Consider the following 17,568-nt stretch of genomic DNA (forward strand, 5'->3'; position numbering starts at 1 on the left):
GGGGAGATCTCCGCCCTTCTTCTATTTGCGGATGAATTCGTTTATCGCAGAACCTTTCCTCTGAAACAGAGGATTTGGCAAGCCCTTTCAAAGAGCAAAACAACATTCTTGTATTAACGTCCCTGTTTCAAGGATTCGTCGGAGCCAATCATTGTATTTTGTAGGTCAGGAATCCTGCATCATTTATGTACTCCGTTTCCTTGTATGGCTAACTAGAGCTTTTTCCTCCTATTTAACACTTGTGTATCGATTGCGACAAGCGAGCAAATTGGCAGAAGGCTTTGCTATAATGATTATAAGAAAGTTTTATAACCTAACTTAATGAGTTTTCTGCTTTGGACTAATTATTATTTACTTTGGGGATGGCACTCTTGAAAATTGCTACGGTTACATTGATTCTCTTAGTTTGTTCGATTCTTTGCTCTCTGACAGTCGAACCTTTGCCCGCGATTGAAGATCCTATGTTAATGACAGTTTGGGGTGAGAGCATGGAGCTTCTGAATATAAACTATTTCTGTGACAGCCTTCAGATTGCTCGTGACTATTCTCCGACTGCTAAGATTGAAGATCTGAATTCCGGTGCGGGGTTCAGGATTGGGAGAGAGCTACCGGAAGAGATTTTTCATCCCTTCTACGTTTTTGGAACTCCATACCGTACTCTTGTTGTCATAGTCGGAGGTGCTGAACAGGAATCAGCAGAAGATATCATTAGAATTGAGATGCTCGCCTCTTCAGTGAAGGGATCTGGAGGAAAGGTTCTGGCAATAGATGTCGATGTTGAAGGAACTGGAGACAATCCCGTAAAGGGAGAATTCGTCCGAACAATAGTTCCGTTTCTAGATGTCCTTATAGTAGCTGAGAGCCCCACTGATCAATACTTGCCATTTCTGAAAGGTGATATCCCGGTACTGGTGGAGTTGCCGGTTGTCGTAGATCTCATCTCAGTATTTGAAAGGGACTTCGGCGGCGGCAGGTGCTGTGACTAACAGGAGGATTTATGAAGAGAATATTCTTATTGGCCGTTATTATGTTAAGCGTACTTGCATTTACAGAGATCAATGTTGAGTATTCGTTTGCTTACGGAGGAGAAGGCGACGACCTTGCGAACGATCTGGTTTTGCTCAAAGACGGAAGTATTCTAATTGCAGGACATACAACGTCAATTACCGGAGATTTCGGGGCCTCGAAAGGGGAAGAGGATTTCCTTGTAGTGAAAATTGACGGCTCTTTTGAAGTGTTGTGGTCTAGAACTTTCGGTGGTAGTGATTCTGATGTCGCTGAAGCGATAGCTGAGACAAGAGACGGCGGCTTCATCGTTGTTGGCATGACAGAATCATCTGACGGAGATGTTTCCGTGAGTAACAAGCTTGGAGATTTCTGGATAATCAAGCTTTCCTCAGAAGGCGAATTACTTTGGGAGAAGACATTCGGGGGAAGTGGCCAGGACCATGCTTACGATGTTGCTGAGAGGGCCTCGGGAAATTTGGTCGTTGCAGGCTACACGAGATCGGTAGATGGAGATGTTCAAGGCCACGTATGGGGTGAAGATTTCTGGATAATTGAGCTCACTTCTACAGGAGAGCTTCTAAACCAGTGGACAATAGATGGAGAAAACAACAACGAAGATCTTGCTCGAAAGCTACTGATTACTGACAAAGGCGAGATACTGGCTGTAGGCTATACGGCTTACAAAGACGTAGGAATTAGCTGTAATTACGTCAACGAACAGGCTGCACTCGCAATCATCGATAATGAAGGAGTTGTCTCTTCCTATAAGAGCTACGGTGGTATGTATCTTGAAGATGGTTACGATGTGATGATCTCTGAGGATACGATCGTTATTGTTGGTGAACAGGATGCTGGAGTATCCATGTTTTCGAGCGGACTCGGAGGGAAAGACTTTTATGTTGTAACGGTAGACGGCAATGGGCATGAAATCTGGGCGAAGAATTATGGAGGAACCTTTACAGATATAGCACGCGTGGTTCAGCCATTCGGAAACGGTTATTTCCTTGTTGCAGGTCACACAACTTCACAGAATGTTGACGTCAAAGATCCTCTAGGTATGAACGATGGGTGGATAATTGTGATAAAGGAGAACGGTGAGCTTGTCGAATCATTATCGGTAGGTGGGTCGGCGGACGATTTAATTCTTTCGGGTGTCAGTTCAGATGAAAAGCATATTTTCTGTGGTTATTCAACATCATCTGATGGAGACGTTGAAAGCAACAAGGGCGGAAAAGATATCTGGTTGATTTCGTTAGGGAAATAGATGAGGTCTAGCGACCTTAAACTGGGGTATATCCCCAATAAAATCTAGTTGGGAGGGGTTTCATTTGCGTAAGATCCTATTGGTCCTGATTGTGGCTGCAGCAATAGTCAGTATTGGCCTTGCATGTACCACGATCATCGTTACTAAGGGTGCGTCTGTTGACGGTTCGGTAATGACGAGCCATTCAGCTGACTGCGGCCTTTGTGATTTCAGGTACGTCTATGTTCCACCCGCAGACTATGAAGCGGGAGCAAAGAGAGCAGTATATCCTTTCATCGAGCCATATCCACGTTATGTCGGTGCAGACATGGGTCCGACCTACAACGATCCAGACCTTCCAGCAACAGAGCCTCTGGGTTACATCGATCAGGTCGAGCACACATTTGGCTATTTTGATGCCGTATATGGCGTAATTAATGAACATCAGCTGGCAATCGGTGAATGTACATGTTCTGCGAAGGTCTATGCGCAGTCAAGTGCAGATTGTATTTTCGACGTTGCTGCTCTTTCGAGAGTTGCAATGGAAAGGACTACCACAGCCCGAGAAGCAATAGAACTCATGGGAGCCCTTGCTGTCGAATACGGTTACTACGGCTGGGGAGAAACATTGACAGTAACAGATCCCAACGAAGCCTGGGTCTTCGAAATCTGTGCGTCGCCTGACAAGAAGAGCGCTCTATGGGCGGCAAAGAAGGTTCCCGATGGAGAAGTCTTCGTAGAATCGAACATGTTCAGGATAAGAGAACTCGATCCAGAAAGTCCTGACAATATGTTCTCGCCGAATCTTATCGATGTTGCTACAGAAGCCGGCTGGTACGATCCCAGTACAGGTCCTATCGACTGGATGGCAACTGTAAGCACAGGAGAATATTCCTACCCTTACTACAGTCTTAGAAGAACTTGGAGAGTTCTCGACAGAGTCTCCCCATCTCTTGGACTTTCTCCCTGGGTAGAAGACACTTTCACAAAAGATTACCCGTTCTCTATCGTACCTGACAAGAAACTGTCTGTGGCCGATGTTATCGACCTCTTCAGGGATCATTACCAGGGAACAGAGTTTGATTTGACTGAAGGACTTGCCGCAGGACCTTTTGGCAATCCTAATCGCTATGCCGGTTCCAGTAAGCTAATAAAGGGAAGCTGGGAAAGAGCCCTTTCTATCTTCAGATGTGAGTACGTTTTCGTTTCTCAGGTTAGAGACTGGCTTCCTGATCCTGTAGGTGGAGTAGTATGGTGGGGAGCAGCTGCACCTCACGAAACGATTCTTGTGCCGATGTACTGTGGAATAACGGACGTTCCTTATGCTTATGACAGTGGTAGCCTTCAGGAATTCGACTATGATGTCGCATCATGGGCATTCAACTTCATGGGCAACTGGGCGGAACTGAAGTGGAGCTACATGTACCCCGAGATTCAGGAACTACAGAAGAAGATCGAAGGAAAGCTCTTTGCAGTACAGCCAGCGATCGAAGCGGCAGCTGCACAGCTTTACGAAACAGATCCAGAACTGTGTAAGGAATTCCTTACTGATTACGTTGCCGACGTAACTGACAGAGTAATGGCAGAAGTATGGGATTTCAACGAATATCTAATAACCAAGTACAGAGATGGATACATAAACGTACCTAACGTTGGTTCTTCAGCTGGATACCCCGACTGGTGGCTTGATGCAGTAGGATACGACGAAGGTCACATTTTCGGCGACGACGGCTACAAAGCCAAGTAATCGACTTGCCCGCCCCACAGCGGGGCGGGTTTTGCTCTTTTTTTATTTCAAACCTTGTAGACGATTTTTGATTCATATATAGTGTTGAAGATTTCGAATGAGGAGGTTACTTACATGAGAAGATTTCTGTTAGTTCTGATTGTAGTTTCTCTTGTCAGTGTTTTTGCGTTTGCCGAACCCGAGGTGCAGCTCGGATTGCCAGTTGTAATCACTTCTGCAGGTCAGAGCGCAGAGGTTGAAACAGTCAACTATGTTGCCGATGAAGTCGGCTTGAAGTACGACTACTGTGATGTCCTTTCTAAGGATGAGCTTGCGGCTGGAGTGGGACTCGGTGGAGCCAAGTCAGCAATAGGAAAGCACGTTACCACGCTCTCTCCCGATCCAGAAGGCACTAAGTTCCAGTCTCTGGTACTCGTTCTTGGTGCCAGCCTCAAGGGCATGGGTGCTTCCGGTCTCTCTGTAGACACAGAAGTAGACAGACTCAAGGACCTTATAGAATATGCGAAGGCAAACGAAATAAAGATTGTTGCAATTGCTATTGGAGGAGAGATTCAGAGGGGTCTTCCAGGTAGTCCAATTGAGACAATGATCGATACAGTTGCACCTCACGCTGACGTTTTCGTAGTTACAAAGGATTCAAACGGTGATGGGAAGTTCACGAAGGCAGCGGAAGATAGAAACGTTCCAATAGTAGAAATCGATTCTGCGTTTGATCTTCTCGATACTTTTACACAGGTATTCGGTTTGTAGTTTTTTGGTGGCCGGCACAGTAGAATCATCTACCGTGCCGGCTCCAATTAAAGGGGGGAATCAAAATGTCAGCTGACGCAATATACATGCAAACGATCATAGCCGGGCTAGTCATGGTTGGAGCCTACGCCGTTGGAAAGTTTCTGAAGTTTTCAACGGAACTATGTATGTTTGTTGCAGTAATCGGAGGAGCAATTGCCGGAGGAGCAGGTTTTGACACTTTCAGGCATATTGCCGAAGGATCGGTAACCTACCTCGACATTGGACTCATCTTTGTATTTGCAACGATTTTCATGAATATTATCAAAGAGTCGGGAGGAACGAATTATATAGTCAGAAAGATTATCGGAGCTTTCCACAACAAAAGAATACTGATGCTTATACTTCTTATGCTGGTAATATTAGTTCCAGGAGCACTTACAGGAGCGGGAAGCATCTCTGTTCTGGTTGTCGGAGGAACGGTCGCGGCCGCTCTCAATGCAATGGGACTTTCAAAGGTAAGAATATCTGCATTGATTTTCATTGTTGCCGGTTTGAGTGCCGCTGCTCCTCCAGTCAATATCTGGGCGATGATGACCTGCGCCGGAACAGCCATTCCTTACGTTGGATTTACCATGCCACTTCTGGTACCGGTGCTGATTCTCGGTCTCTTCTCGGTTCTATTTTTTGGACGTGGAGCTGGAAACATCGACAAAGAAAAGGCTCTAAAAGAGATTCCCGATCCCAAAGGGCTCTCCGGGTGGAGCGTTGCTGTTCCTTTCCTTGTCTTGATATTCTTGCTTGGGGCACCGAGAATCTGGCCGTTCGGGTTCCCGGTCCTTGGATTGCCTTTGGTATTTGCGATATGTACTCTGGTAGCGTGGCTAATGAACTTCAAGAGAGTAAATATTTTGAAGGTCAGCAGAGAAACCGTGGCTCAGTTAACACCACTCATAGCGACTACTGCAGTTGTCGGTATGCTGATACAGGTAATGAGTTTCAACGGTGTCAAGGGCTTGATCTCTATGTGGATTGTCACAGCTCCTCTTGCAATAGTCTGGATTCTACTTCCTTTCATAATACCGATATCGGAAGGTCTCCTGACTTATGGTGGTGCTATGGTAATAGGTATACCTCTCATGTGGATGTTGAATTCGAACGGGATCAACCCGGTAATCGTTTTGGCAGGACTGAGTTTACTGTGGCCTCTTGGGGATGGATTACCCCCGACTGCACTTATCGGACGCTTGACAGTTAGCACAGTCGGGTACAAAGGCTCATATGGCTCGTTCTTAAAAGAGTGCGTGGTACCCTGGGTAGCCATAACTGTCGTTGCAATGATTCTGGTTATCTTTGCAAATAAATTCAACTTCCTGATGATGGTAGGTTGAGGAGGAGGTGTCGTCATGACTTTGATTATGTTTCTGTATTATGTGATGACAGCCTATGTGGTAGGCATGCTTATCTGGAACTTCATAAAGACAAAGGATATCAAGAGCGAAATATTATACACACTGGCTCTCTTGCCCCTCATTCTCAGATTGCTTAGAATGAGGTAGGAGGGATATTATGATGAGAAAGCTAATAATAGCCGTTATTCTAGTGCTCGTAGTCCTGGCTGGTGGAATACCTCTATATATTCAGAGGGGGTTCAAAGAAGAAGTTGTTGCCGGGCCAAGTGTAACGAACGTATTCAAACTCAGTAAGTACTTCGATGGAATCGAAGGAACAATAGCTGACACAGACGTTTTTGAACTTAAGGGTGCAGAAGAAGGTGGAAAGACGCTTATTATAGCCGGAACCCATGCTAACGAACCATCTGCCGCCTTACTAGCCTATTTCTTCATTGAGAATCTTGAAGTGGAAAAGGGAACAGTATATATTATTCCGCATTTCAACCTGAGTGGTTCTCTGGGACCGCAGCCCGGTGGCGGCTTCCCTCTTTACTACTATCTTGATACGCCCTGGGGTGAACAGGCCTTCAGAATGGGTGACAGAGGGTTCCAGGCGCTTGATCAATGGCCGGACCCAGACGTGTATGTCCACTATCCCGACGGGCAGCTCCTTTCGTATATAGATGCCAGAAATACGAACAGAGCATGGCCAGGAAGACCGGACGGTTACCTTGCTGAGAAGGTATGCTTTGCTGCCATGGAAATGATTCGCGGCGAAGGAATCGATATTGCAATCGATCTTCACGAGGCGGAAGCCATGTATCCAGTAACCAATTGTATAGTTGCTCCTGAGAAATCCATGCCCTATGCAATTGGAGCGGCATTCTACGTCAAGGGAAGGGAAAAGTTTGAAAATCACGTAGAGTCTTCGCCTTCAGGTTACAGAGGTCTTTCTCACAGGGAGATTGGAGATTGGTCTGATGCCTATCCATTCTTGCTGGAATCTCCTGGAGTACACTTGGATCAGATTACCGCTGCAAAAACGCCTGAACTGATTATTGACGGCATAGATCCATTTGTTCTCAAAGCTGGCGAAAAGGGCCTTCTATACGTTCCTTACGATGAGAATGGATTCTCCATGGACAGAAGAGTTGGACAGCATTCTTCAGTTATTCAGGAGATTCTGTCTCAGTGGACGAAGAAGAACCCCGAACGTGGATTTGAGATCTCAGCTCCAAAACATGCGGACATTGTGGAAAATGGATTGGGATTCTACTTTAAAGATCCTTCTGAAGTAGATTCAAAAATGGTGTATCTACAGTAGAGTATTGATTCGAAATAAAGAAGTGCATACGCATCTTACTGCGTATGCACTTCTTTTATGTGCTTTGCATCTATCTGGAATGACTGTCTTTCAAAACTATTTCCTCAAGCTGCACCAGATCACATATTATAAAATCAACATCAATAGATGGTCTAGTCCCATTCTGCGAGAAGAAACACGTCTTTGTTCCTGCGTCCCTTGCAGCAATGACGTCAAGGTCTCTGTCACCAATGGAGAGAGTTGATCTAGGGTCCAGTCTAAAATTTCTTATCGCGTAGATGAAAGCATCGGGGTCTGGCTTCCTCTTGAATCCGCTTTCTCTGGTGATTATGTCGCTGAAGAGTGAGGTCATCTCAAAGTAGCTCAGCAGCTTGAAAGCAGTCTTTCGCGATCTATGGGTTATGATCAGATTCTTTCCGCCATTCCTTACCACTATTGAACATACCTCACGAGCGCCTTCAAAGGGAGGTTGCTCGGCCGGGTCAAGTTTTTCTTCAGATGTCTTGAAGTCTTTGTAGAAATCATAGTCAACTCCTCTATCCAAATAGAAATCAACGGCCTTTCCCAGGGTGTCCTTCATTAGGGAGAGAATTTCGTTTTCGGAAGTGACATATCCCTTTCTAAGCAGAGCCTTTTTAAACAGTTTAACCATAGCGGGGTAGGTATTGAAGAGCGAACCGTCGAAATCCCATATAAGATTCTCGATCATCAGCTTTCACACCCACTGTATCTATTGCACACTTGCAAAACAGAAGGAATTTGCTTCAGGGAAGTGATTACGAAATCAGCTTTTGAGCTTGTCGATGCCGAATCTGGATTGAAGAGGCAGGTAGCTATTCCGGCACGTTTTCCGGCCTCCATGTCTATCTCTCGATCACCGATCGTAATCACTCTTTCTCTTTCGAGTCCATACTTGTCGATAATATACATAACTGCCTGTGGATCGGGCTTTCTGGTGAAACCACTGTCTGCAGATACAATTTCAGAGAAAAGATCGAGCATGTTGTAGTAATTAAGAAGTTTAGTCATGGAATAGTTGCTTCTATGGCTGAAAAGGAAATTGCTGCCTCCGTTCTTGTTGATCTGGATACACATTTCCTTTGCCCCTTCAAAGGGAGGTTGTCTCTCCGGTTCAAGATGGTTCTCTATACTGTAGAAATCCTGCAGAAATCCATTGTGAAGTTTGTACTTATCCACAAAGTATCTGGCAGCCTTCGATGTTGATTCCTTAAGCTTTTCGAGAATTTCTTTGACAGAAGCTCTTACCTCATACTTCTCAAGAACCCTCGAGAATACCTCCGCTGCTGCGGGGTATGTGTCAAAAAGAGTGCCGCCGAAATCCCAGATTACATATTCAAACATAACTATTTCCCCTTTCTGATGTCTAGTTCAATGATAAACGTTTTTGGGAATTTCGTCCTGTCGAGCATCTTAAGAATTTTGAGTTTCTTCAAGATATCTTATCCTTGATGCCGCGATAATTTCCAATGTCTCTTCCCTTCTTACCCAGCCCTCGATACCCGTTTTCTTCTTTTCGAGATCCTTGTATACGGAGAAGAAATGCTCTATCTCTTTAAGTAAATGAGGTGGAACGTCATCGAGAGTCTCAATGTAATTCCAAACTGGATCGTGAATTGGAACACAAAGGACCTTCTCATCGGGTCCCTTCTCGTCCCACATTTTGAATGCGCCGATTGGCTTTGCCTCAATCAAACATCCGGGAAAAGTTGGCTCCCAGAGCAAAACCATCGCATCAAGCGGGTCCTCATCTTCAGCAAGTGTATTGAGAATGAAGCCGTAGTCCATTGGATAATGGACTGCAGAAAACAGAGTCCTGTCGAATCTTATTCTTTGAAGCTTCTTGTCGTATTCGTATTTATTCCTGCTCCCCTTCGGAATCTCTATCATTATGTCCAGCACTATTTCTTCCTGCATTACACTCACCTCCACAACAATTATGCCAGAAGAGAGACTGCTGAATGATAGCAAAAAAAAAAGAAGAACCCACTTAGGGGTTCTTCTTAAGAGATTTTTCGATCTATCTATCTGTTGTTATAGAGGAATACCCAAGCAGCTACGTCTTCACCGTTAATCTTCCCGTCTTTTGGGAAAGAAATGTCACATGTTGCTATATCCTCTGCTTCTGTAGAACCAATCTTTTCGACCAAAGCCTCGAAGTCCTTCTCGTCAACAATGCCATCACCGTTAACATCAAGACTGTCTTCTTCGTGATGTGCAAGATCATGGAAAATCGGCAAATACATCTCTCGTCCCTCGATTTCCCAGAAACCTATCTGCCCGCTCTCATACTGTTCCTCGCTAATAGCGGGAATTACATAGTAACCACCGTCTCCCCAATCATATGCCCACGAGTTCTTAATTATCCAGAAAGTTGTCGTGGTGAAGACAGGGGAACCAGATTGCGTCGGATCTACATATGTATAGCTTTCAATCTCCTCAGCTAGTATAGGAGTTGCCTCTGGATTGGTTTTGCCGGCAAGTATCACATCGTCAAGATCAGTTGCGCTGGCCCAGCCCACAAGAGTGACAGCATGTCCGCCCGTGCTGTAGTCACCCTCGATTGGAGAAAAGATCCCTTTCGAATAGTAATCAAAGCTGGCGGGAACAGAGAATGATACTGCCAGTGAGCCATAGTCTAGTAGAGCGGTTTTTATGGCGTTTAGATACTCTTCATACGTATAACCAAGTTCATAAGCTGCATCGGCCGGAAGTATCATAACTGTTCTTGAGGATTTCAGCAATGGAGCAGTATAAGCCGAAGGGGGCAGTGGAACTTCTTCTCTGGGATCGAGATAGACTTCAGAATATGGAGCGTATTGTTCTTCCATCATTCCATACCTTATGAGATTGTACATTGCAAAGTAGCTGTTTCCACCCTCAAGACTGTTCTTGTCCTGAACATAACTGTCTGGTGAAAAACTGTAGATATCCCAGTCGATGTTATGGTAAGTTCCCCATCGTTCGGAGTAGTCAAAAGTATTGTCCACATTGCCGTTCATTCCAAAGATCTGAACTGCAAGTGCACTTTCAAAAGAACCAACAGTAGCGAAAGACCAGCAGCTGCCATGAATGAACTGGTCTCTTACGGGTTCAAGCCTCACAAAATAGCTTTCAGCCACTTCTCTCGGTTCCAAAAGAACGAAAGTTGACATCATAAGATCGTCTGTTGTGGTCATCCCCTGAATGGAAAAGTCCTCTACTTCTTCTATATATGCCATTCTAAGGTATTCAACTAACCGATTGGAAACATCCTTTGGAAGGTCAATGTAACCATTAAGCCGCTCAAATATCGCACCGACATCTGAGATATTTGCGGTTTCAAGCTTTGCTACAAAGCTGTCTTCCAGTCCTGCTTTCCAGCTCAAATTTAATTCTGCGATCGACGAATTTATCTCTTCCTCAGCCGATCTTACTTGAGTTGCAATATTTGCCAGTGCAAACGACGATATCAACATTACCGTAAATAGAACTATAAAGGTTTTCTTCATAGTCATCCCCCCCTTTACTCTAAGAAGACAATTGGTTCATGGTCAACAATGAAGCCGTCAACTGAACCATTGTCTACATTTCTGAAAGCGGGATTTGGCAAATCGGGGTAAATGTCATATGTATCCCAGTAACCTTCGTACGCCAGTCCAACGGCAATGATCTCGCCTTCATAATCCTCTGGAACTGAAAAAGTGAGAGTTGCGAAGACATTATCGGCAGCTTCAGCTTCATCTTCTCCGTTCAGGAAGGCTTTGTAAAGGGTAACTGCTTCATCACTGCTCTTGAATGTTCCGACGTCCTTCAAACCAGCCATGAAATTCCCGAACTCAACGCTTTCAAGAACAATGCCTTCTGAGTTCCATAGAGAAAGTTGAATATACCTTACATCGTAAAGATCCGCAAAACTTGCGACATTCTCTGTCATAACACCGACAGTAAATGAATCGCCGGGTCCTATATCGCTATCAGGAGTAGAAAGGCTGATCACAGGTTTTTCATCGGAGTCGTATCTTTCTCTAAGAGAGAAGGCTTTGTATGCTTCTCCATAGTCATTAAATGTGTTTCCAAATACATGGGCCTCAACCCATCTCGCGTAAACTGTGTTAAGATCAAATCCCACTTCAGCAAACTTGTAGAACAAGACATATCCACTGTAAGGACCTTCAACACCGGCATAGTATGCCCTTATCGATTTCTCGCCATACTCGAATCCATAAGGCACCCATAGCGTATCGTAATCTATCAAATAACCAGGAAGATACACATATGTCTGAAGATCGGGCCTGTCATTCGGTATTTCTTCCCAGGTGTCATAGATGCCGTCATCATTGGTGTCGAGTAGGTTTAGTCGCTTTCTGACTGTAACCTCTTCTGCAGGAACAATTTCCTCCGATGCAGCCTTATAAAACCTAATGCCGAAGAACTCATCTTCGATATACTGGAACAAGTCAGTGTAGTCGAAATACATTAGCCCTGATCCGGACTGGAAAATCTCCCTCTTCAGATTGGTCGCTTTGAAGGAAATTGCCTCTTTCGATTGAGCACCCATCGAATCAGTTGCAGTTACCTCTGCCAGATATTTCCCCTCTTCATCAAGCGCATACACAGCTTTCTTCCCATCAGTCACTGAAAGAACTTCAGCCCCATTCTTGTATAGCTTGAATTCAGCGGTAACTTCTGTGTCATCGAAGTCCGTTACTTCCCACTCAAAAGTCACAAGCGTCTTCGGAGCAATTTCCTCTCCTTCTGTTACTGAGCCTGTTAACGATACTACTGGCGGATTGTTGATTTTGAAGCAGCCAGAGACAAAGAACAGGAATACAAGCAACAGAGTTACGAACAATGCTTTCTTCATTCTCTTACCCCCTTTTTCTAGATTTCGTGTTCAGAATCAATTATACATTCAGGATAGCTTATTCCCAAATAACTATCGTCTTGATGGTTATGTGAGAGTTTTAAAGCAGCTTACGAATGAGCACGGTTTTGTAGACTTGTTGCTAACCGACTAGCCGGGATTGCGCGTGCAGAGAGCGTGGTTCCAAGGCAAGAATTCCCTTAACATAACCGTGTTATAATGCATCTAAATTGCTTTAGTCAAGCTTCATCATCGCTTCGGGAGGTAGCATATGTACGATTTCAGGGTGATTGAAAGGAAATGGCAGGATTATTATGCGAAGGAAAAGCCGTTTAACATAGATCTCAAGAAAGCGGAGAAGCCTTTCTACAATCTCATGATGTTTCCATATCCCTCCGCAGCGGGACTTCACATAGGAAATATGTTTTCCTTCATAGGTTCGGATGTATATGGAAGGTTCATGAAACTGAAGGGCTATGATGTATTTGAACCGATCGGCTTCGATGCTTTCGGTATACATAGCGAAAACTATGCTTTGAGAGTTGGGAGACATCCTGCTGAACTCACTCCGAAAAGCATAGAGTACTTCAGAGAAGAGCAGCTGAAAAAGATCGGGAATATCTTCGATTGGAACAGCGAAGCGATAACCTCCTCTCCAGAGTACTACAAGTGGACTCAGTGGATATTCATACAGTTATTCAAGAAAGGACTCGCAGAAAAACGCTCATCGAATGTGAACTGGTGTCCATCGTGTAAAACGGTGCTTGCCGATGAACAGGTCATCGATGGCCGTTGTGAAAGGTGCAACAACGAAGTTGAGAAGCGTGAAATGAGTCAGTGGTTCTTTAAAATCACAGAGTACGCAGAGAAGCTTCTATCTAACCTGGAAAAGCTTGACTGGACCGATACAACCAAGAATCTTCAACGGGCCTGGATAGGCAAATCCTCCGGAGCTACGATCTCTTTTGAAGTACATGGAATGAATGAGCAGATAGATGTGTTTACAACCCGTCCAGATACAATATTCGGAGTAACTTACATAGTTGTGGCTCCTGAATACGGTCTGGTCAGCAAGCTAATCACACCTTCAACGCTGGAGACCTTTGAAAACTTCAAAGAAGAAGTCAAGAACATGGATCTTGCAACAAGAACATCTATTTCGCGCCCCAAGAATGGGATATTCACCGGTTCTTATGCCATTCACCCTCTTACAGGTGAGGAGCTTCCAGTCTGGATAGGAGATTACGTGCTGGCAGAATACGGAACAGGTGCTGTTATGGCCGTCCCGGCGCACGATGAGAGAGATTATGTCTTTGCGAAGAAGTATGGACTGGAGATAAAACAGGTTATCGAATGTGATCCCTCGCAATTGCCCTATACTGAGAAGGGAAAGATGATCAACAGCGGAAAGTATTCGGACATGCTGAGCGTTGACTTCATCGACAAGATAGATGAAGTTAGCGATAGTATAAAAGGTTCTGTAAATTACCACCTTCATGATTGGTGTATCTCGAGACAGCGCTACTGGGGTCCACCTATTCCTATTGTCTACTGTGAGAAGTGTGGAACGGTTCACGTCCCTGAAGATGAACTGCCCGTAATGCTGCCCAATACTGATGACTACATACCTGACGGCAGCGGGAAATCACCTCTTGCCAAGAATCTAGAGTTTGTTAACACAACTTGTCCTGTTTGCGGAGGGCCTGCCAGAAGGGAGACTGATGTTTCCGACAACTTCCTGGATTCAGCATGGTATTACCTTAGGTATCTTTCGCCGAAGAATAGAAGTGTCCCCTTTGATGATGAGCTCGTTGACAAATGGTGTCCTGTTGATATGTATATAGGGGGAAATGAACATGCTACCCTGCACCTTATGTACTCGAGATTTCTAGCAATGGCGCTTCATGATATCGACTTTCTTCCTTTTGAAGAGCCATTCGCCTCATTCAGAGGTCACGGGCTCATAATTAAGGACGGAGAGAAGATGTCGAAGTCCAAGGGCAATATTGTCAATCCAAACGAGTATTTTGAGACCCATGGAGTGGATGCGCTCAGGACCTACTTGATGTTCATGGGTACTTTTCTAGAAGGCGGAGATTTCAGAGACAGTGGGATGGACGCAATGAGGAGATTTCTCAATCGTGTATGGGACATCGCAACTATGCCTGAAGGGAAAAGTTCTACCGAGTTGAAGATAAAGATGTCAGAGACTGTGGAGAAAGTGGAGTATTCAATCAACAACATCAAGCCGAACACGGCAATTGCCGCTATTATGGAGTTTGTCAATGAGGCTTCGAAAGAGACTTCTATCGAGAGACAGCTTGTCATAGATATGGCGAAGCTTCTTTCTCCATTTGCACCGTTTGTCTGCGAAGAGATTTACAGTATGAAAGGTGGAAAGAAGAAGACAATTCTTGACGATGGTTTTCCATATGGTTATGAGAAGTACGCATCCATGGCCAAGACGGAATTGCCTGTCCAGATCACTGGAAAGATGAGGGGAAAGGTCGTGCTTTCTCAGAATGCATCCCAGGAAAAGGCAATGGAAGCGGTAATGGCCGACGAAAAACTCTCAAAAATGCTTGAAGGAAAGTCAATAAGAAAGATCATCTACGTTCAAGACAAGATAATCAATATAATTATCTGAACGCAGTAAACAATATTCTGTTCTGAATATAAAAATGGAGAGCCACTGGCTCTCCATTGTCTTCAATAGATTCATCTTCATTTTGATATGGGCTCTCGCGAAACAAAAATACTGGTATTCCCGTATCTTGCATGGTGTTTTACAGGCATGAACCCAGCCTTTTCTAGAACTGCTTGTTGATTGTTTATGGAAAGCGGCAAATCGAAGTGATAGAAACCGTCAGGTACGTTGCACACACTTTTCAGAGACTCGTATCTCTTGCGATATTCCTTTTCCTCAATTTCGGTGCTTACCACATAGTCTGCTTCGATATACATTCCGTTACCAACCAGACTACGGAAAATCTTGTTGTAGATAGACAGTTTTTGCCCATATCCGAAATGATGCACTGATTGGACCGAAATAGCCAGATCGAATCCTTCAGATGGAAATTCGACTTCAAAATAAGAGCCGGCTATGAGATTCAGTTGATCACTTCTGAAATGGTGCTTGCTTCTAAGGATTTCGAGCATCTTATCAGAAAGGTCAATACCTGTGACGCTGGCCGTCGGATTTCTGCTGAAAATTTGGTCTAGCTCAAGGCCGGTTCCACAGCCCAGATCTAGAATACTTACTCCGGTAGTCTCGGGTACTAGATTAGACACTTCAATATAGAATTTCTCGGAATCTTCTACTTTGTTCTTCATATGAGTCTCGTAGGAATTGGCTCTTCTATCGAAGAAAGCTCTCATTGTTTCCAAGTCGTCGTTCACTTTTCCTCGCTCCGATTTTTCTGCTTCTTTGGCATCGTAATTTACTTTCTTATATCATAGAAGTGCCGAACAAGCATGAATCCGATTTTGACGTAACTATTGAAATGGTGGTTTTCACGGAAGTCTAAATGAACTTGTGTTCGAAAGGAGACAAAATTGATAATCAGCGCAAGCAGGAGGACGGATATCCCGGCCTTCTATTCCGACTGGATTATTGAAAGAATCAGAAGCGGTTTCGCTCTGGTCAGGAATCCCTTCAATCCCAGACAGGTAAGTAAGGTGGCTTTGAATCCGGAGGCAGTAGATTGTCTTGTTTTCTGGACCAAAGACCCCAAGAACATGCTAGATAAACTGTCTTACTTGAAAGATTACTGCTACTACTTCCAGTTCACAATCACACCTTATGATAGATCTGTAGAGCCCGGACTACGTGATAAGGGAAAAATCATTGAGACTTTCAAGAAGCTGGCGGATAGAATCGGTAGGGAAAGAGTAATCTGGCGATATGATCCGATTCTGGTTTCGGAGAAGTTCAATGTAGCTTTCCATTTTAGAGCCTTTGAGAAGATGGTCGATCTACTCCAAGGATACACAGACAAATGTGTGATTAGTTTTCTCGATTACTATAAGAAAATCTCTTCAGGTCTAGGAAAACTAGGTTTGAGAAGGCCGGAAGGAGATGAAATCAGAGATGTTGTTCGGTTTTTTGCCGGGAAAGCAAAGGACGCGGGGATCCGTATTGAAACTTGTTCTGAAAAGGGAGATTTCGATGAGTTCGGAGTAAATCACGGCAGCTGTATTGACGGCAATCTGATAAACAGGCTTACGGGCAAGAGCAAACAGTATTCAAAGGACAGATATCAAAGATCTGCATGTAGATGCGTTGAAAGCGTTGACATCGGTTCATATAATACCTGTCTTCATCGCTGCATTTACTGCTACGCGAACTTCAGCAAGAAGACGATTGATAGAAATTTCGGGAGATACGATTCAAAGTCCCCGATTCTCTGCAGTCATGTGGACGCAAGAGACAGAATAACAGAAAGAAAAGGATAGCCGATTCCTGAAGGCTTTGGAACTTACGGGATCAGTGGTGAGTGTTTTCTTACCTTGAAGGGAGGACTAACTGTCACTTTGGTAATTTCTTAATCACCCCACGCGTCGTCATATATCTTATAATCTGCACGGATGGGCAGATAATTTTCATGAAATACGGTAGGAGGGTTTTCTATGGAAGAGTTCTTAAACGGAGATCTGTTCAGATGGGTAATTATGCCCCTAATAATCTTCTTCGCAAGGATCATCGACGTTTCTCTTGGAACCACGAGAATCATAATGGTTTCGAGAGGCAAGAAAGAAATGGCAAGTGCAATCGGTTTCTTTGAGATTATTCTTTGGTTGCTCGTTGCCAGCAAAGTAATCCAGAGTGTTGATAACGTACTTTATATACTTGCTTATGCAGGTGGTTTTGCAGCCGGCAGCTACATAGGAATGCTCATTGATGAGAGGCTTGCAATTGGGACCGTTTCGGTCAGGTTGATAATTTCGAGAGATCCGACTGAACTTATCGAAAAACTATGCCAGGCTGGATTTGGAGTGACAAAGATAGACGCTCACGGTGCTCGAGGAAAGGCTTACATTGTTTACAGTATCATAAACAGGAAAGAAGTGGAAGACTTCGAGAGAATCGCTCTCGAATGCGTTCCAAAGGCGTTCATGTCTGTTGAAGATATTCGAAAGGTAAGAGAAGGGGTCTTCCTCACCAAAGATACGATGCGTCTCAGAAGGGAGTCTCCCTTAAGAAAGTCCAAATAGCTTTCTGGTAGTGTTTTCATTGAGAGAAATGGGGGGATTTCCCCC

General features: G+C 44.4%; 16 protein-coding genes. 10 read left to right on the forward strand and 6 right to left on the reverse strand.

Features of this window, described 5'->3' with window-relative positions; genetic code table 11:
- Positions 1–362: 362 nt before the first annotated feature.
- The 7 genes from Y697_RS14695 (at position 363) to Y697_RS08670 (ending at position 7,445) form a co-directional block, all read left to right on the forward strand.
- The gene (locus Y697_RS14695) at positions 363–986 is read left to right on the forward strand and encodes a DUF6305 family protein (RefSeq protein ID WP_259462410.1); all 624 of its coding nucleotides are present in this window, start codon (positions 363–365) and stop codon (positions 984–986) included.
- A gap of 11 nt (positions 987–997) precedes the next feature.
- Positions 998–2,272 carry a hypothetical protein gene (locus Y697_RS08650; RefSeq protein WP_220665737.1) on the forward strand — a complete coding sequence of 425 codons (1,275 nt, stop codon included), beginning with the start codon at positions 998–1,000 and terminating at the stop codon, positions 2,270–2,272.
- Between the two features lie 64 nt (positions 2,273–2,336).
- The gene (locus Y697_RS08655; protein WP_121551229.1) at positions 2,337–3,998 is read left to right on the forward strand and encodes a dipeptidase; all 1,662 of its coding nucleotides are present in this window, start codon (positions 2,337–2,339) and stop codon (positions 3,996–3,998) included.
- 114 nt (positions 3,999–4,112) lie between these two features.
- Complete coding sequence (locus tag Y697_RS08660) at positions 4,113–4,748, forward strand: DUF6305 family protein (protein ID WP_121551230.1); 636 nt, start codon at positions 4,113–4,115, stop codon at positions 4,746–4,748.
- Between the two features lie 65 nt (positions 4,749–4,813).
- Positions 4,814–6,118 carry a C4-dicarboxylate ABC transporter gene (locus tag Y697_RS08665; RefSeq protein WP_121551231.1) on the forward strand — a complete coding sequence of 435 codons (1,305 nt, stop codon included), beginning with the start codon at positions 4,814–4,816 and terminating at the stop codon, positions 6,116–6,118.
- A 15-nt stretch (positions 6,119–6,133) separates the two neighbouring features.
- Positions 6,134–6,286: a hypothetical protein gene (locus Y697_RS14700; RefSeq protein WP_183083764.1), complete on the forward strand. Its 153-nt coding sequence runs from the start codon at positions 6,134–6,136 to the stop codon at positions 6,284–6,286.
- Between the two features lie 13 nt (positions 6,287–6,299).
- On the forward strand, positions 6,300–7,445 hold the full coding sequence (locus Y697_RS08670) for a succinylglutamate desuccinylase (protein WP_259462411.1): 1,146 nt from the start codon (positions 6,300–6,302) through the stop codon (positions 7,443–7,445).
- Positions 7,446–7,515: 70 nt separating this feature from the next.
- Here the strand turns inward: Y697_RS08670 and Y697_RS08675 are convergent, their stop codons facing one another.
- The 5 genes from Y697_RS08675 to Y697_RS08695 form a co-directional block, all read right to left on the reverse strand.
- Positions 7,516–8,154 (reverse strand): HAD-IA family hydrolase, encoded by a 639-nt coding sequence (locus tag Y697_RS08675; RefSeq protein WP_121551233.1) that lies wholly within the window; start codon positions 8,152–8,154, stop codon positions 7,516–7,518.
- Positions 8,154–8,807 (reverse strand): HAD-IA family hydrolase, encoded by a 654-nt coding sequence (locus Y697_RS08680; protein WP_121551234.1) that lies wholly within the window; start codon positions 8,805–8,807, stop codon positions 8,154–8,156. The genes Y697_RS08675 and Y697_RS08680 overlap by 1 nt, the downstream gene beginning before the upstream one ends.
- A gap of 69 nt (positions 8,808–8,876) precedes the next feature.
- On the reverse strand, positions 8,877–9,380 hold the full coding sequence (locus Y697_RS08685) for an inorganic diphosphatase (RefSeq protein ID WP_121551235.1): 504 nt from the start codon (positions 9,378–9,380) through the stop codon (positions 8,877–8,879).
- Positions 9,381–9,487: 107 nt separating this feature from the next.
- Positions 9,488–10,954: a C1 family peptidase gene (locus Y697_RS08690; protein ID WP_183083765.1), complete on the reverse strand. Its 1,467-nt coding sequence runs from the start codon at positions 10,952–10,954 to the stop codon at positions 9,488–9,490.
- Between the two features lie 14 nt (positions 10,955–10,968).
- Positions 10,969–12,309 (reverse strand): hypothetical protein, encoded by a 1,341-nt coding sequence (locus tag Y697_RS08695; RefSeq protein ID WP_121551237.1) that lies wholly within the window; start codon positions 12,307–12,309, stop codon positions 10,969–10,971.
- Positions 12,310–12,580: 271 nt separating this feature from the next.
- Between Y697_RS08695 and leuS the strand changes: the two genes are divergently transcribed.
- Positions 12,581–14,956, forward strand: coding sequence for a leucine--tRNA ligase (gene leuS / locus Y697_RS08700; RefSeq protein ID WP_121551238.1), 2,376 nt, complete (start codon positions 12,581–12,583; stop codon positions 14,954–14,956).
- Positions 14,957–15,033: 77 nt separating this feature from the next.
- Here leuS and Y697_RS08705 read toward each other — a convergent pair whose 3' ends face one another.
- Complete coding sequence (locus Y697_RS08705) at positions 15,034–15,708, reverse strand: class I SAM-dependent methyltransferase (RefSeq protein ID WP_121551239.1); 675 nt, start codon at positions 15,706–15,708, stop codon at positions 15,034–15,036.
- Positions 15,709–15,864: 156 nt separating this feature from the next.
- Between Y697_RS08705 and Y697_RS08710 the strand changes: the two genes are divergently transcribed.
- Together Y697_RS08710 and Y697_RS08715 are read left to right on the forward strand one after the other, a co-directional pair.
- Entirely contained in the window at positions 15,865–16,764 is a 900-nt protein-coding gene (locus tag Y697_RS08710; protein ID WP_121551240.1) for a DUF1848 domain-containing protein, read from the forward strand.
- Between the two features lie 174 nt (positions 16,765–16,938).
- Positions 16,939–17,523 (forward strand): DUF2179 domain-containing protein, encoded by a 585-nt coding sequence (locus tag Y697_RS08715; protein WP_121551241.1) that lies wholly within the window; start codon positions 16,939–16,941, stop codon positions 17,521–17,523.
- Positions 17,524–17,568 lie beyond the last annotated feature (45 nt).

Source organism: Mesotoga sp. BH458_6_3_2_1 (assembly GCF_003664995.1).
In the GTDB taxonomy this organism is placed as follows: domain Bacteria; phylum Thermotogota; class Thermotogae; order Petrotogales; family Kosmotogaceae; genus Mesotoga.

What these genes read in the sequence shown, in the direction of transcription:
- Y697_RS14695 (WP_259462410.1), top strand. Translation starts at nt 363, where the DNA reads ATGGCACTCTTGAAAATTGCTACGGTTACATTGATTCTCTTAGTTTGT.
- Y697_RS08650 (WP_220665737.1), top strand. Translation starts at nt 998, where the DNA reads ATGAAGAGAATATTCTTATTGGCCGTTATTATGTTAAGCGTACTTGCA.
- Y697_RS08660 (WP_121551230.1), top strand. Translation starts at nt 4,113, where the DNA reads ATGAGAAGATTTCTGTTAGTTCTGATTGTAGTTTCTCTTGTCAGTGTT.
- Y697_RS08665 (WP_121551231.1), top strand. Translation starts at nt 4,814, where the DNA reads ATGTCAGCTGACGCAATATACATGCAAACGATCATAGCCGGGCTAGTC.
- Y697_RS14700 (WP_183083764.1), top strand. Translation starts at nt 6,134, where the DNA reads ATGACTTTGATTATGTTTCTGTATTATGTGATGACAGCCTATGTGGTA.
- Y697_RS08670 (WP_259462411.1), top strand. Translation starts at nt 6,300, where the DNA reads ATGAGAAAGCTAATAATAGCCGTTATTCTAGTGCTCGTAGTCCTGGCT.
- Y697_RS08675 (WP_121551233.1), bottom strand. Translation starts at nt 8,154, where the DNA reads ATGATCGAGAATCTTATATGGGATTTCGACGGTTCGCTCTTCAATACC.
- Y697_RS08680 (WP_121551234.1), bottom strand. Translation starts at nt 8,807, where the DNA reads ATGTTTGAATATGTAATCTGGGATTTCGGCGGCACTCTTTTTGACACA.
- Y697_RS08685 (WP_121551235.1), bottom strand. Translation starts at nt 9,380, where the DNA reads ATGCAGGAAGAAATAGTGCTGGACATAATGATAGAGATTCCGAAGGGG.
- Y697_RS08690 (WP_183083765.1), bottom strand. Translation starts at nt 10,954, where the DNA reads ATGAAGAAAACCTTTATAGTTCTATTTACGGTAATGTTGATATCGTCG.
- Y697_RS08695 (WP_121551237.1), bottom strand. Translation starts at nt 12,309, where the DNA reads ATGAAGAAAGCATTGTTCGTAACTCTGTTGCTTGTATTCCTGTTCTTT.
- leuS (WP_121551238.1), top strand. Translation starts at nt 12,581, where the DNA reads ATGTACGATTTCAGGGTGATTGAAAGGAAATGGCAGGATTATTATGCG.
- Y697_RS08715 (WP_121551241.1), top strand. Translation starts at nt 16,939, where the DNA reads ATGGAAGAGTTCTTAAACGGAGATCTGTTCAGATGGGTAATTATGCCC.